Annotated in this window: 12 protein-coding genes; 7 read left to right on the top strand and 5 right to left on the bottom strand. The window is 73.8% G+C overall.

Going from position 1 to position 15,259, the window contains the following annotated elements:
* The first annotated feature begins 10 nt into the window (after positions 1-10).
* From ACZ55U_RS10655 to ACZ55U_RS10645, 3 genes are all read left to right on the top strand, one after another.
* The gene (locus ACZ55U_RS10655; protein WP_465524642.1) at positions 11-1,063 is read left to right on the top strand and encodes an ABC transporter ATP-binding protein; all 1,053 of its coding nucleotides are present in this window, start codon (positions 11-13) and stop codon (positions 1,061-1,063) included.
* Positions 1,053-2,150 carry an ABC transporter ATP-binding protein gene (locus ACZ55U_RS10650; protein ID WP_465524640.1) on the top strand — a complete coding sequence of 366 codons (1,098 nt, stop codon included), beginning with the start codon at positions 1,053-1,055 and terminating at the stop codon, positions 2,148-2,150. The genes ACZ55U_RS10655 and ACZ55U_RS10650 overlap by 11 nt, the downstream gene beginning before the upstream one ends.
* A 199-nt stretch (positions 2,151-2,349) precedes the next feature.
* Entirely contained in the window at positions 2,350-3,399 is a 1,050-nt protein-coding gene (locus ACZ55U_RS10645) for an ABC transporter ATP-binding protein (RefSeq protein WP_465524638.1), read from the top strand.
* A gap of 35 nt (positions 3,400-3,434) precedes the next feature.
* On the opposite strand, the gene ACZ55U_RS10640 is transcribed toward ACZ55U_RS10645, so the two are convergent.
* The 5 genes from ACZ55U_RS10640 to ACZ55U_RS10620 form a co-directional block, all read right to left on the bottom strand.
* Entirely contained in the window at positions 3,435-5,153 is a 1,719-nt protein-coding gene (locus tag ACZ55U_RS10640) for an ABC transporter family substrate-binding protein (RefSeq protein ID WP_465524636.1), read from the bottom strand.
* Between the two features lie 146 nt (positions 5,154-5,299).
* On the bottom strand, positions 5,300-7,648 hold the full coding sequence (locus tag ACZ55U_RS10635; protein ID WP_465524634.1) for a hypothetical protein: 2,349 nt from the start codon (positions 7,646-7,648) through the stop codon (positions 5,300-5,302).
* A gap of 243 nt (positions 7,649-7,891) precedes the next feature.
* The gene (locus ACZ55U_RS10630) at positions 7,892-8,350 is read right to left on the bottom strand and encodes a DUF6113 family protein (RefSeq protein ID WP_465524632.1); all 459 of its coding nucleotides are present in this window, start codon (positions 8,348-8,350) and stop codon (positions 7,892-7,894) included.
* Entirely contained in the window at positions 8,347-9,255 is a 909-nt protein-coding gene (gene mshB, locus ACZ55U_RS10625) for an N-acetyl-1-D-myo-inositol-2-amino-2-deoxy-alpha-D-glucopyranoside deacetylase (RefSeq protein WP_465524630.1), read from the bottom strand. Before mshB ends, ACZ55U_RS10630 begins: the two co-directional genes overlap by 4 nt.
* Positions 9,256-9,319: 64 nt before the next feature.
* Entirely contained in the window at positions 9,320-9,514 is a 195-nt protein-coding gene (locus ACZ55U_RS10620; protein ID WP_049658010.1) for a DUF2304 family protein, read from the bottom strand.
* 306 nt (positions 9,515-9,820) lie between these two features.
* On the opposite strand from ACZ55U_RS10620, the gene ACZ55U_RS10615 reads away from it, so the two are divergent.
* The 4 genes from ACZ55U_RS10615 (at position 9,821) to ACZ55U_RS10600 (ending at position 15,160) form a co-directional block, all read left to right on the top strand.
* Positions 9,821-12,004: a S9 family peptidase gene (locus tag ACZ55U_RS10615; RefSeq protein ID WP_465524628.1), complete on the top strand. Its 2,184-nt coding sequence runs from the start codon at positions 9,821-9,823 to the stop codon at positions 12,002-12,004.
* Between the two features lie 230 nt (positions 12,005-12,234).
* Positions 12,235-13,182, top strand: coding sequence for an ABC transporter ATP-binding protein (locus tag ACZ55U_RS10610; protein WP_465524626.1), 948 nt, complete (start codon positions 12,235-12,237; stop codon positions 13,180-13,182).
* A complete protein-coding gene (locus tag ACZ55U_RS10605; protein WP_465524625.1) occupies positions 13,179-13,901 on the top strand; it encodes an ABC transporter permease in 723 nt (240 codons plus the stop codon). Before ACZ55U_RS10610 ends, ACZ55U_RS10605 begins: the two co-directional genes overlap by 4 nt.
* An 8-nt stretch (positions 13,902-13,909) precedes the next feature.
* Positions 13,910-15,160, top strand: a complete 1,251-nt coding sequence (locus ACZ55U_RS10600; RefSeq protein WP_465524624.1) for a sensor histidine kinase — start codon at positions 13,910-13,912, stop codon at positions 15,158-15,160.
* The last annotated feature ends 99 nt before the right edge of the window (positions 15,161-15,259 follow it).

The raw sequence follows: 15,259 nt of genomic DNA, 5'->3' as shown, positions 1-15,259 counted from the left end.
GGAGCGCATCGTGAGCACAGCGCTGGGCGCAGGCCGGCACGAGCAGCGGGCACCGTTCCAGGGGCCGCTGCTCGACGTCCGGGACCTGCACGTGGAGTTCGTCACCCGGGACGGCGTCGCCAAGGCCGTCAACGGGGTGAGCTACTCCGTCTCGGCGGGGGAGACGCTGGCGGTGCTGGGGGAGTCCGGCTCCGGCAAGTCGGTCACGGCGCAGGCGATCATGGGCATCCTGGACACGCCGCCGGCCCGGATCCCGCGCGGCGAGATCCTCTACCGCGGCCGGGACATGCTCGGGATGGGCAAGGACGAGCGGCGGCGGATCCGTGGCCGGAAGATCGCGATGATCTTCCAGGACGCGCTGTCCGCGCTGAATCCGGTGCTCACCGTCGGCTACCAGCTGGGCGAGATGTTCCGGGCCCACCGGGGAGTCACCCGCAAGGAGGCGCGGGAGAAGGCCGTCGAGCTGATGGAGCGGGTGCGCATCCCGGCCGCCCGGCAGCGGGTGAACGACTATCCGCACCAGTTCTCCGGCGGGATGCGCCAGCGCATCATGATCGCGATGGCGCTGGCCCTGGAGCCGGACCTGATCATCGCGGACGAGCCGACCACCGCCCTGGACGTGACCGTCCAGGCCCAGGTGATGGACCTGCTCGCCGAGCTCCAGGCCGAGTTCAACATGGGCCTGATCCTGATCACCCACGACCTGGGCGTGGTGGCCGACGTCGCGGACAAGATCGCGGTGATGTACGCGGGCCGCATCGTCGAGACCGCCCCGGTGCACGAGCTGTACGCCCGCCCGGCACACCCGTACACCCGGGGACTGCTGGACTCGATCCCCCGGCTCGACCAGAAGGGCCAGGAGCTCTACGCCATCAAGGGCCTGCCGCCCAACCTGCTGCGCATCCCCAGGGGCTGCGCCTTCAACCCGCGCTGCCCGCGCGCCCAGGACGTCTGCCGGGCCGAGGTGCCGGAGCTGTTCCCGGTCGCCGAGGAGGACGGGGCGCCGGTGAAGGGCCGCGGCAGCGCCTGCTACTTCTGGAAGGACACCCTCCATGACCGTTGACGGGGCCGGCGCCGTGGGCGCGGTGGTGCCGGAGGAGGTCGTCTTCGCGCAGGAGGTGCCGCGCGGCGAGCCGATCCTCGAAGTCCGGGACCTGGTCAAGCACTTCCCGCTGACCAAGGGCGTGCTGCTCAAGCGGCAGGTCGGCGCGGTCAAGGCGGTGGACGGGGTCACCTTCGACCTGATGCAGGGCGAGACGCTCGGCATCGTCGGCGAGTCCGGCTGCGGGAAGTCCACGCTGGCCAAGGTGCTGATGAACCTGGAGCCCGCCACCGGAGGATCGGTGCGCTACAAGGGGGAGGAGATCTCCCGGCTCTCCGGCGGGGCGCTGAAGGCCGTCCGGCGGAACATCCAGATGGTGTTCCAGGACCCGTACACCTCGCTCAACCCGCGCATGACGGTCGGCGACATCATCGGCGAGCCGTTCGAGATCCACCCCGAGGTGGCGCCCAAGGGCGACCGCCGCAGGGCCGTCCAGGACCTGCTGGACGTGGTCGGGCTCAACCCCGAGTACATCAACCGCTATCCGCACCAGTTCTCCGGCGGCCAGCGCCAGCGCATCGGCATCGCACGGGGGCTGGCGCTCAAGCCGGAGATCATCATCTGCGACGAGCCGGTCTCGGCGCTGGACGTCTCGGTGCAGGCGCAGGTGATCAACCTGCTGGAGCAGCTCCAGGGGGAGTTCAACCTGTCGTACATGTTCATCGCCCACGACCTCTCGATCGTCCGGCACATCTCGGACCGGGTCGGGGTGATGTACCTGGGGAAGCTGGTCGAGATCGGCTCGGACGAGGAGATCTACGACCACGCGACGCACCCGTACACCCAGGCACTGCTCTCCGCGGTGCCGGTGCCGGACCCGACGGCGCGGGAGAGCCGGGACCGGATCGTGCTCACCGGCGACGTGCCCTCGCCGGCCAACCCTCCGTCGGGCTGCCGCTTCCGCACCCGCTGCTGGAAGGCCCAGCAGCGGTGCGAGGTCGAGGTGCCGCTGCTGGCCGCGCCGTCCTGGCTGGACGGGGCGGCGCGGCACGATTCGGCGTGTCACTTCGCGGCGGAGCGCGAGGTCGGGCAGGGCGCGGAGCGCTGATCCCGGGCGAGTGCTGATACCGGGCGAGCGCTGACCCCGGGCGAGCGCTGACCCCGGGCGAGTGCTGATCCGGGACGTCGGCGGCCGAGCGGCCGTGACGGAAAAGAGATCTGCCGCGGGCTCGCCAAGTACCCGCCGTTCCTTGATAGTTGCTCTGCGCCCAACGGTGGACGCCGCGGTGCCGAGGAGGGCTGCTCTCATGGACGCGGTGGAGGTGATCGGCGGCGGTCGGGCGAGCCTGGAGCCCGGTGCGCCGTTGCTGGAGGTCGACGACCTGCACGTGGAGTTCCACACCCGGGACGGCGTCGCCAAGGCCGTCAACGGGGTGAGCTACTCCGTCTCGGCGGGGGAGACGCTGGCGGTGCTGGGGGAGTCCGGCTCCGGCAAGTCGGTCACGGCCCAGGCGATCATGGGCATCCTGGACACGCCGCCGGGGCGGATCACCGCGGGGCGGGTCCTGTTCCGCGGCGAGGACCTGCTGACCATGCGGGAGAGCGCCCGGCGGACCGTCCGGGGCGGGCACATCGCGATGATCTTCCAGGACGCGCTGTCCGCGCTGAATCCGGTGCTCACCGTCGGCTACCAATTGGGCGAGATGTTCCGGGCCCACCGGGGAGTCACCCGCAAGGAGGCGCGGGAGAAGGCCGTCGAGCTGATGGAGCGGGTGCGCATCCCGGCCGCCCGGCAGCGGGTGGGTGACTTCCCCCACCAGTTCTCCGGCGGGATGCGCCAGCGCATCATGATCGCGATGGCGCTGGCCCTGGAGCCGGACCTGATCATCGCGGACGAGCCGACCACGGCGCTGGACGTGACCGTCCAGGCCCAGGTGATGGACCTGCTCGCCGAGCTCCAGGCCGAGTTCAACATGGGCCTGATCCTGATCACCCACGACCTGGGCGTGGTCGCCGACGTCGCGGACAAGATCGCCGTGATGTACGCGGGCCGCATCGTGGAGACGGCCCCGGTGCACGAGCTGTACGCCCGCCCGGCACACCCGTACACCCGGGGACTGCTGGACTCGATCCCCCGACTCGACCAGAAGGGCCGGGACCTGCACGCCATCAAGGGCCTGCCGCCCAACCTGCTGCGCATCCCGGAGGGCTGCGCCTTCAACCCGCGCTGTGACCGGGCGCAGGATCGCTGCCGCACCGAGCTCCCGGCGCTGGTGCCGGTGACCAGCGAGCACGGGACGGAGCTGGCGGGCCGCCGCAGCGCCTGCCACTACTGGCGCGAGACGCTGCACGGCTGAGCCCGCCGACTCCGGCGGAGGGCCGCTCCGGCCGGCTACTTCAGGAAGCCGACGTTCTCCCAGACGATGTCGGACAGGCCCTGGGCGCCGATGTTGGCGAGGTCGGCGCGGGCCCCGAACAGCTGCGGGCGCTGGTAGAGCGGCAGCACGCCGGCCACCTTCCAGAGCTCGCCGTCGGCCTGGTTGATCGCCTCGGAGGCGGTGGCCGCGTCGCTCGCGGCGGCGGCCCGGTCGAGCGCGGCGTCCGCCGCCGGGCTGCCCGCGCCGACGCGGTTGGTGCCGCCGTTCTGGGCGAAGTTGGCGCGGTTGCCGCTGGCCGGGAAGGGGGTGCCGATCAGGGAGTAGGCGGCGATGTCGAAGTCGTCGCGGTTGACGTACCGGTCGAAGAACTCGTTGAGGGGGGCGGTCACCGTGGTGACCTTGATGCCGACGTCCTTGAGCATCCTGGTGGCGCTGGCGGCCTCGGTCTGGGCCGGGGTGACGCCGGCCGGGACGACCATCCGCAGGTTCAGCTCGCGGCCGTCCTTCTTCCGGACGTCGCCGTCCACCTTCCAGCCGGCCGAGTCCAGCTTGCGGGCGGCCTCGGCCGGGTCGTAGCGGGCCAGGCCCAGGGAGTTGTCGCGGTAGCCGTTCTGGTTGGTGACCAGCAGGTGGTTGTTGAGCGGGACGGTGGGCCAGTCCAGGCCGCTGAGGTCGGCGCGGATCACCGCGTCCCGGTCGATCGCCTGGAAGACGGCCTGGCGCACGGTCGCGTCGCTGAGCGCGGGGGTGCGGGCGTTCAGGGTGAGCTGGCGGAAGTCCGGCCCGCCGGCCCGGCGGACCACGGCGCCCTTGGTGGCCTTGATGAGCTGGTAACCGGCCACGTCCGGGCCGATGTTGACGAGGTCGAGCTCTCCCTTGGCGAAGGCGGCGGGCACCGCGGAGGGCAGCATCGCGTGGAAGACGATCCGGTCCAGCATCGGCTTGTCGCCCCACCAGGAGGGGTCGGCGACCAGTGTGACGGTCTGGGCGGCGCGGTCCAGGCGCTCGACCTTGAACGGGCCGGCGGTGACCGGGAACCCGTCCAGGTAGGCGGTGTTGAACAGCTCCGGGGTGGAGATCCTGGTGGCGGGCAGCAGCGGGGCGTTGCTCGCGCTGTTGAACATCGACTGCCACTCGGAGAACGGGCGGTCGAAGGTCATCACGGCCTGGTAGTCGTCCTTGCCGCGTTCGACCGAGGAGACCAGTTCGAAGCCGGTGTTGCTGGAGGACTTGTACGCCGGGTCCTTCCCGTTCAGGGCACGCCAGTTGGCCTCGACGTCCCGCCAGGTGATCGGGGTGCCGTCGGACCAGTGGGCCTTCGGGTTGAGGGTCCAGGTGACCACCTGCCGGCCGTCCTTGAGGTCGGCGTGGGCGTCCTGGAGGTAGGCCGGGTTGGGCGTCTGGGTGCCGGCCGCGTCCGAGCGGAAGAAGGTCGGCAGCAGCGGCTTGCTGACCATGACGGTCGTGGACTCGGCGCCGTCGGCGTGGATCGGCGACCACTGGTGGGAGAACTGGGCGATCGCCAGGTTCAGGGTGCCGCCCTGGCGCAGCTGGTCCCGGTCGTGCGGGTTGATGTCGATCGAGGTGAGCTTGGGCGACGAGGGGGCGGCGGGCAGCGCGTCACCGCCGGCACCGCCCTGGCCGGGGGTGCAGGAGCAGAGGGCCAGCGAGAGGGTGAGGGCGGTGAGACCGGCGAGCAGGGCCGTCCCGTGGTGCTGGAGGCGGCGGCGCATCGGCGTGCTCCCCGGGGTGGAGGTGACGGGTGGTGTGGCGTCACATCTTGCTGACCGGGAGGGGTGTTGTCGAGCGGCGCGGCGAAGGGGCGGGCCCGGGTGCGGGCCCGCCCCTTCCGGGTGCGGGTTCTTCGGTCGCGGGAGTGTCAGACCGCGAACTTGAAGGTGCGCTCCTTGTCGCCGGTCTTGTCGAACACCGAGGTGATGCCGTCCGCGACGTCCTGCGGGGTGATCGCGGCGAGCTGGCCGTTCTTCTTGACCTTCACCTTGTCGAACGCGGTGCCCAGCTGGGCGGAGAGCGCGTCGAGGTCCCACTTGGGCACGATCTTGCCGGAGGCGTCCGGGGCCAGGGTGAGCGCCTTGGAGGCCGTCTTCGGGCCGAAGTCCCAGGTCTTGGTACCGGCCGTGACGTGCACCTTGCCGGCGGCCACCTGCTTGCCGAGGCTGTCGGCGGCGGCCTGGAGGGCCTGGGTGGAGACCTTCGGCTGGGCGGCCGCGACGGCGAGGGCGATCGGCTGGTCGGGCTTGCCGTCCGCGCGGTCGCGGTAGGCCTGCTCGATCACGTCCAGGGCGCTCGCCGAGTCCACCGCCTGACCGGCCCGGCCGGGGACGACGATCGGCTCGCCGTTGTCGCCGAACTTGACGTAGCCCTCCTGGAGGCCCGCGCCGGCGCCGGCACCGGCGGACAGGGAGTCGAGGGCGGCCTTGAGCTTGGCCCGGTCGACCTTGACCTCCGGGGCGACGGCCTTGGTGCCGCCCTTGAGCGACTTGAAGACGTCGACCGGGTTGTAGCTGTGCTGGGCCAGGCCGTCCACGGTGGCGGTGGTGTCGAAGCTCAGGCCGGCGACCGCCGGGTCGAGGTCCACGGCCTGGTCGCCGATCTTCAGCTTGAGCGGCTGCTGGCCGGCCTTGCCGATCGACTCGTCCAGCTGGTGGATCGCCTGGTCGCGGCTGCTGCCGCCGATCTCGGCGCCGAGCACCACGGTGCCCTTGGGGACGTCGGACTGGTTGAGCATCAGGCCGGTGCCGTACGCGGCGGCGCCGAGGAACAGCACCGCGCCGATGCCGTAGACGCCCAGCTTGACCAGCTTCTTGCCGGGGCCGCCGCGCTTGGCCTTGGCGGGCGCGGTGGGCGCGGCCTTCGCCTTGGCGGGGGCCGGTGCCGGTGCGGCCTCGGCGGCCTCGGCGGCCTTGGCCGCCTCGGGCCGGGGGCCGGGGGCCGGGGTCGGCAGCGGGGTGAGCTCGGTGGCCTCGGGGTCGCGGCCGGCCTGCTGAGGGCCGCCGGGCTGCGGGGCGGGGGTGGCGCCGGGCGCGCCCGGGAAGAGCGCGCCGGGGCCGGCCGGTACGGCGGGGTTCGCCTGTCCGGGGGCGGCCGGGCGCTGGGTGGCGAACGGGTCGGCGCCGGTCGGGGCCGAGGCGAACAGGCCGGGCTGCGCGGGGCCGTCGGTGCCGCGCGGCGCGCCGTCGCGGGGCAGGCCGGGTATCGCGGCGGGCGGCGGGGTGTGGTCGCGGATCGGCTCGAAGCCGTCGACCGAGGTGTCCTCGGGGTTCGCTCCGGCGGCCGGTCCGGCCTGCGGGTGCGGCGCGGGGGCCGGGTGGCCGTTCGGCTGGAAGCCGTTCCGCGGGCCGGGCTGCTGACCGTCGCGCCGGCCGCCGCGCGGGCGGTCGTTCTGCTGGGCGCCGTTCTGCCGGGCCCGGCCGGCGTCCGGGACGGAGGTGCCGAACGGGTCGGTGACCGGCGGGAGCGGCTCGGTGGCCGGGGCGAAGGGCGCCGCGGCCTCGTACACGCCGGGCTCCTCCACCGGCGCCTCGGCGCGGTACGGCGCGGCGGGTGCGGCCGGGTTCGCCTGCTTGCCCTGGGACGGAACCGAACGGCCCTTCGCGGCCCCTTCGGCACGGGCGGCCGGGCGGGCGGCCTGCGGGCGCGGCTCGGCGGCGGCCGGCGCGGCCGGGGCCTCCACCGTGCCCGCGGCGCCGGCCGGCACCGCGGCCGGGACGGCCTCGACGGCCGGGGCCTTCTTCTGGCGCGGCCGGAACCAGGCGCCGGTGGACTCCGACTCGGAGGTCGCCGCCGGGATCGGCGGGACCGCCGGCATCTCCCACTCCGGCGGCAGGCTCGGCGGGTTGGCGGCGCGTCCGCCGTCCTCCATCACGCCGAGGACGGGCGAGGCCGGCGCGGAGCGGTGCCGGGGGCTGCCCGGCTCGGGTGCGGCGGCCGGGGCGTCGTCGCCCGGGCCGTCCTCGTTCTTGACGGCGCTGCGGACGACGACCGGCGGGATCGGACGCGAGCCGGGGATGTTGATCCGCACCCGGGTGGTCAGGGTGGTCTCGGTCTTCGGGCCGTCGTCCTCGCCGCCCGACACGGCACCCGAGCCGGCCGCGGCCCGGTCGCCGCCGGGGCCCGGGGTGCCGTAGGGCGGGGTGCCCGACGGGTAGGCGTCCGGACCCGTGCGCCGGGGCGTCGGGTGGGCGTTGTCAGATTCGCGGCTGCTCAATGCTGCTCTGCTCCGGGTTCGCGGGCGGGCCGTGCGGCGCGACCGCGGTTCGTGGGCGCCGGGCCCGGCTGGGGCGGGCGGCGGTCGGGTACGGCGTTCTGCGGGACCACCATACTGGGAAGAACTGAGCGGCGAACGGCTTCGGACAGATCCTGATACGTCCGGTTCCTCCGGTATGAGAGTAAGGCCGCCCGCTCCTGACTGCGCGTCGTACGAGGTACCGTACGCCGTGCGCGGGCCGGGTCAGCGCGGGGGGCCGGGAACCCCGGGGAACCAGCCGGCGCGGGTGGGCAGGGTGGCGCAGATCACGCCCAGCACCGAGCCGGCGAACAGCCAGGCCAGCGAGGTCGCGTTGGACCACAGCACGTTGTCGCCCTCGGGCCGGGGCACGATCAGCAGCAGCATCGCCAGGAACCAGCCGGCCGCGCCCGCGCCCGCGCCGAGCCGGGTGCCGGTGACCCGCAGGCCGCCGTAGAAGGTGGCGGCCGTCGCGGCGAGCGCCAGCAGGACCCCCACCGGCGGCCACAGGGCCTGCACGAAGGATCCGCAGACCGACACCGCGACACCCAGCAGGAAGAACAGGACGTAGGCCCCGATCCGGGCGAGGCGAGGGGGCTGGGACTCGGCCAGCCGCTCCTCGCGGGTGCCGAGGACGGCGGCCGGCAGCGAGCGGCGCGGCGGCTGGGGGGCGGTCTTGCTCATCGGACGCCCTCCTCGGCGTGCGCGGGGTCGGGGGCGAGGCCCGCGAACAGGTCGTCCTCCGGTTCGCCCGGCCCGGCCTGGCCGCGCACCAGCTGGTAGTACTCGGTGGTGAACAGCGGCTGGGCGAGGCCGTTGGAGAGCGCGAAGAACGCGCCGTCCACCGTGATCTGGGTGGCGTGCGCGGCCATCGCGGCGGCCTTGGGGGCGGCGTACCCGGCGCCGTCCAGCACCGTGGTGACCACCTCGTCGTCGACCACGCCGGGGACGCCGGCGACCGGGGTGACGCCCGGGAAGGACGCCTTGGCGGCGGCCTCGGCGAGGCCGGCCTCGATCACCGAGCGGGGCATCCGGTTCCAGTACACCTTGGCGATCCGCCAGGCCGGGCCCAGCGCGGGGCGGTACGCCGGGTCGGCGGCCAGCTCGTGCGCGCGCATCGCGACCCGGTGCGCCTGGATGTGGTCCGGGTGCCCGTAGCCGCCGTTCTCGTCGTACGTGACCAGCACCTGCGGCCGCGTCTCGCGGATCACCGCGACCAGGTGGCCGGCCGCCTCGTCGACGTCCGCCCGCCAGAAGCAGCCGGGCGCGTCGTTCTCGGGCACGCCCATCATGCCGGAGTCCCGGTAGCGCCCCGGGCCGCCGAGGAAGCGGAAGTCGGTGACGCCGAGGGCGCCCATGGCCGCGGTCAGCTCGCCGATCCGGTACGCGCCGAGGGTGTCCTCCCGATCGGCCGTCAGGTGGGCCAGCTCCGGGGGGATCACCTCGCCGCCCTCGCCCAGGGTGCAGGTCACCAGCGTGACCCGGGCGCCCTCGGCGGCGTACCGGGCCATCGTGGCGCCGTTGCCGATCGACTCGTCGTCGGGGTGCGCGTGGACCAGGAGGAGGCGGCGGCCGGTAGTCGCGGTCATGGAAGGAAGCCTAGGGCCTGTCTCCGGACTCCCGGCGTCCGCCCTGACGGCCGCGGTGGCGCGGTCAGAGCCGCAGGCCGTTGATCATCCCGGCGAGGTTGCTGGTGACCTGGCTGATCGACGGGGCGATCGAGCTGGAGGCCAGGTAGAAGCCGAGCAGCGCGCAGACGATCGCGTGCGCCAGCTTCAGGCCGGACCGGCGGATCAGGATCACCACGATCACCAGCATCAGCACGGCGGCGGAGATGTTCATGGCCATGACGGCACACACCCCATTCTCGGGCGCGCCGCCTCCGGGGGAAGGCGGCGGGGGACTGGAGGCTGCGGGTGGCCGCGGCCCGGGACGGGGACCGACGATCACTCGCCGGACAAGTCATACCCGATGGGTGAGGAAGTCATCACACTCAGTGAGTCCGCGCGCGCCGGGGCACAGTGGCATTCGAGGGGCGCGTAGGCCGGTCGGAGGCGGTTTGGGCCCCTTTGGGGCGTACTTCGGCGCGATACTCCGAACGAGTGATCAGCGCGCCTCCGGGGGCGGTGGTCCGGCGTCATAGGGTCTGGTGCCATGACCTCCCACACCTCTGCGGACACCTTCCCGCGGCAGTACGCGCGGACCCTGCGCTACACCGTCGGCGCGCCCCGCTCCTTCTCCGTCGCACCGGACGGCTCGCGGGTCGTCTTCCTCCGCTCGCGGTCGGGCCGCGACCGGGCCAACCTGCTCTGGACCCTCGACACCGCCACCGGCGAGGAGCGGATCGCCGCCGACCCGGCGGCGCTGCTCGACGGCGGCGAGGAGGACCTCTCCCCGGCCGAGAAGGCGCGCCGCGAGCGCAGCCGCGAGGGCTCGGCCGGCATCGTCGGCTACGCCCTCGACGCGGCCGGCGCCCTGGCCGCCTTCGCCCTCTCCGGCCGGCTGTTCACCGCCGACCTGGCCGCCGGCACCACCGCCGAACTGCCCGCCGAGGGCCCGCTGCTGGACCCGCGGCCGTCCCCGGACGGCGCCCACGTCGCGTACGCCAACACGGCCGGCGAGCTGCGGCTGACCCGGACCGACGGCAGCGGCGACCGGGTGCTCGCCGAGCCCGACGGCCCGAACGTCACCTGGGGCCAGGCCGAGTTCATCGCCCAGGAGGAGATGGGCCGCGACCGCGGCTTCTGGTGGTCCCCGGAGAGCGACCGGCTGCTGGTCGAGCGCGCCGACGACAGCCGGGTGCGCCGCTGGTGGATCGCCGACCCGGCGAACCCGGACCGCGAGCCCGCCGAGGTCGCCTACCCGGCGGCCGGCAGCGCCAACGCCGAGGTCGGGCTCTGGCTGCTCGACCTGGACGGCGGGCGCACCGAGGTGGTCTGGGACCGCGAGGCCTTCCCGTACCTGGGCCGGGTGCACTGGTCGAAGGGCGGCGTCCCGCTGCTCCAGGTGCAGTCCCGCGACCAGCGCCACCAGCGGATCCTCGGCGTGGACGTGGCCACCGGCGCCACCGAGACGCTGCACGAGGAGAAGGACGGCCCCTGGCTGGAGCTGTTCGCGGGCGTGCCGGCCTGGACCCCGGACGGCAAGCTGGTCCGGATCTCCGACATCGGGGAGGGGGGCGAAGCCCCCGAGAAGGGTGGTGGCGTGCGGGCGCTGGTGATCGGCGACCGCGCCGTGACCGGCGCCGACCTGCACGTCCGGTCGGTCGTCGCGGTCACCGAGGACGAGGTGTTCTTCAGCGCCTCCGGCGGCGCCGAGGAGACCGACCCCGAGCCGGGCTGGGTCGGCGTCGGCCGGATCAGCCACGACGGCAAGCGGCTGGCCTGGGAGTCCGCCAACGGGCGGCCGTTCACCTCCGTCACCAGCGCGGTGCACGGCGGCGGCATCACCGTCCGCGCCACCGCCGAGCCCGACCTGCCCGGCACGCTCGTCCAGGTCGCCCGGGACCTGCCCGACGGCCTGGCGGTCGACGACGTCGCCACCATCGCCTCGCACGCCGAGACCCCGGTCATCACGGCCCGTCCGGTCTTCCGCTTCGCCGGCGAGCGCCGCATCCCGGCCGCCGTTTTCCTGCCCACCGGCTACGACCGCGAACGGGACGGCCTGCTGCCCGTCCTGATGGACCCGTACGGCGGCCCCGGCGGCCAGCGCGTCTACCAGGCGCACAACCCGCACCTCCAGTCGCAGTGGTTCGCCGACCAGGGCTTCGCCGTGATCGTCGCCGACGGGCGCGGCACCCCCGGGCGCGGGCCGGCCTGGGAGAAGTCGATCGCCTTCGACTTCGCCGGGGCCACCCTGGACGACCAGGTGGACGCGCTGGCGGCGCTCGCCGGGGAGTTCCCGCTGGACCTCGACCGGGTCGCCATCCGCGGCTGGTCGTACGGCGGTTACCTCTCCGCGCTCGCCGTGCTGCGCCGCCCGGACGTCTTCCACGCGGCGGTGGCCGGCGCGCCGGTGACCGACTGGGAGCTGTACGACACCCACTACACCGAGCGCTACCTGGGCGACCCGGCCGAGCGGCCCGAGGTGTACGCCGCGAACTCGCTGAGCGGGTACGCGGCCGGGCTGGAGCGTCCGCTGATGATCATCCACGGACTGGCGGACGACAACGTGGTGGCCGCGCACACCCTGCGGCTGTCCTCGGCGCTGCTCGCCGCCGGGCGCCCGCACACCGTGCTGCCGCTGTCCGGCGTCACCCACATGACCCCGCAGGAGGAGGTCGCGGAGAACCTGCTGCTGCTCCAGGTCGACTTCGTGAAGCGCTCGCTCGGGATGTGAGGCAGGACCCGGGGGCGGGCGCACCGCACCGCCCCCCCCGGGCCTGACCACCGCCCCTGACCAGCCCTTCCGCGGCCGGTGCCCCGTGACCGGGGTACCGGCCGCGGCCGTGACATCCGTCATGCCGAAGGCACGACGGCGGACACTGCCGCCCCCACCCCCGCCCGCGGGACTCTGAGGTGGTGCGAACAGCACCGGACACCACAGCGTCAGAGGAGAGGAGCCGGACGATGGTTACCGAGGTGGCCGCCTTCCGCGGGGTGGCCAAGAGCTACGGGCGGGTGCGGGCCGTCGACGGGCTGGACCTGGTCCTGCGACCGGGGGAGACGGTGGCGCTGCTGGGGCCCAACGGCGCCGGGAAGTCCACCAGCCTGGACCTGCTGCTCGGCCTGCGCGAGCCCGACCAGGGCAGCGTGACCCTGTTCGGCGGCGCGCCGCGGGCGGCGATCGCGGCCGGCCGGGTCGGCGCGATGCTCCAGAGCGGCGGGCTGATGTCCGACGTCAAGGTGCGCGAGCTGGTCCGGCTCGCCTGCGACGTGCATCCGCGCGGTCGGTCGGTCACGGGGGTGCTGACCGACGCGGGGATCACCGAGCTGGCGGAGCGACGGGTCGACAAGCTGTCCGGCGGCCAGGAGCAGCGGGTGCGCTTCGCCCTGGCCATCGCCGGCGACAGCGACCTGATCGTGCTGGACGAGCCGACCACCGGCATGGACGTCAGCGTGCGGCAGTCGTTCTGGGCGAGCATGCGCGCCCAGGCCGACGCCGGACGCACGGTGCTGTTCGCCACCCACTACCTGGAGGAGGCCGACTCGATCGCCGACCGCGTCCTGGTGCTGCACCGGGGCCGGCTGATCGCCGACGGCAGCTCGGCGGAGATCAAGGCGCGGGCCGGGGTGCGCCGGATCGCCTTCGAACTCCACGACGCGGACGGGCCCTTCGACGAGGCGGTGCTGCGCGCCCTGCCCGGTGCGCAGTCGCTGGACGTCACGGCACGGGTCCCCGGGGTGCGCACGGTGCGCATCCGGACCGCGGACGCCGACGCCGACGTGGCCGGGCTCTACCGGGCCGGCCTGTACCCGCGCGGACTGGAGGTGACCGGGCTGGGCCTGGAACAGGCCTTCCTGACCATCACCGGCGAGCAGGACCGCAACGACGCAGCCCTGGAGAGTGCGCGATGACCACCCTGATCCGCCTGGAGATCCTGCGGACCCTGCGCAACCGGCGCTACCTGCTCTTCACCATCGCCTACCCGGCGCTGATGTACTTCTTCTTCATCAACGCCTACGGCTCCAGCCCGCTGGCCGGCGGGCTGCCGGTGAAGACCTACTTCATGGTCTCGATGGCCACCTTCGGCGCGGTCGGCGCCGTGCTGACCAACAGCGCCCAGCGGATCTCGCTGGAGCGCAAGAGCGGCTGGGTGCGCCAGCTGCGGCTGACCGCGCTGCCCGGCCGGGCGTACACCGTCGGGAAGATCGCGGCGAGCGCGGTGACCACGCTGCCGGCGATCCTGGTGGTCTTCGCGGTCGGCGCGAGCCAGGGCGTCTCGTTCACCCCGGCGCAGTGGCTCGGGCTGGCGGCGGCGCTGTGGCTGGGCAGCTTCGTCTTCGCCGCGCTCGGGGTGGCGCTCGGGTACGCGGCGGCGCCGGACGCGGTGCAGACCATCGTGATGATCACCTACATGGCGATGGCCCTGCTCGGCGGCACCTGGTTCCCGGTGACCGGCTCGCTGGAGAAGTACGCCCGGCTCAACCCGGTGTACCTGTACAACAAGCTGGCCACCTTCACCCAGCCGGGGCACTCCCTGGACACCGTCGCGGTCGCCGGGCTGGCCGGCTTCCTGGTGGTGTTCGCCGCCGCCGCGGCGGCGCTGTACCGCCGCGACACCCGCCAGGCATGATGATCGACATGAGCAGCACGCGTCACACCCGCCGTCCCGACGAACCTCCGGAGGCGGGTGCGGCGCGCGCGTCGTTCATGAACGTGCCCGGCTCCCCGATCGAGAGCCGACGCCAGCTGCTGGTCAAGGTCGCCTGGATGGCGCTGTGGATGCTCTACCTGGCGTACCCGGCGAGCGACCTGCTGCACGGCGGCCACGGCCCGGCCGGGACGGTGTTCGGCTGGTGCTGCCTGGCCGCGTTCGTGGTCGCCTACGTCCTGCTGGTGATCTTCCGCTCGCAGGCCGGGATGCGGCCGCGGGCCTGCCTGGTGATCGTCACGACGATGACCGGGCTGGCCGTCGCCGCCTCGGTCGCCCTCGGCGGCGCCTTCCTGACGCTGTTCATCTACGCCTCGGTCTGCGTCGCGATCATCGCACCGGCCCGGTACGCGCTGCACGCGCTGGTCGCCATGGCCGCGCTCACCGCCGTGGTCGGGGTGGGCGTCGGCGCCGGCAACGACAACATCTCCACCTTCGCGCTCAGCGCCTTCCTCTCCGGCGCCGCGATGACCGGCCTGCAACGGCTGGTCGCCACCATGAAGGAATTGCGCGAGGCCCGGGCGGCGGTCGCGCACCTGGCCGCCTCCGAGGAGCGGCTGCGCCTCGCCCGCGACCTGCACGACCTGCTCGGGCACTCGCTGTCGCTGATCACCCTGAAGAGCGAGCTGGCCGGGCGGTTCATGGACGCCGGCAAGGACGAGGCGGCGCGGGCGCAGGTCGCCGACATCGAACAGGTCGCCCGGCAGTCGCTGATCGACGTCCGGGAGGCGGTGACCGGCTTCCGCCGTCCCACCCTGCCGGTCGAGCTGGCCGCCGCCCGCACCGCGCTGGGCGCCGCGCAGGTCCGGCTGGAGGCCGCGCCGGACCTGGCGGACAGCTGGCCGACGCTGGCCGACGAGGAGTCCGGCGCGCTGGCCTGGGCGCTGCGCGAGGCCGTCACCAACGTGGTCCGGCACGGCGAGGGCGCCACCGTCTGCACGGTGACGGCGGACGAGCACTGGGAGGCGAGCGGCGAGCGCTACGCCGTCCTGGAGGTCACCGACAACGGCCGGGGGCCGGGCAAGTCGCAGCCGGGCAACGGCCTGTCCGGGCTGGAGGAGCGGCTGGCGCTGGTCGGCGGGCGGCTGGAGACCGGGCCGGGGGAGCGCGGCAAGGGCTTCCGGCTGCGGGCCTCGGTGCCGCTGCGGACGGTCTCCGCCCCCGACGCCTCCCTGACCTAGCCGGCTAGATGATTGATGCCAAGGGGTTCAGTGGTCGTACGCGGTGAGGGAACGCATGACGGGCTGCCCGGTCTGGTCGTTGTGCCAGATCGCGGCGGT

This window comes from Kitasatospora sp. NPDC034533, assembly GCF_055575155.1.
The sequence above is the reverse complement of the archived record's forward strand: the minus strand, read 5'-3'. Positions and strand labels throughout refer to the sequence as shown.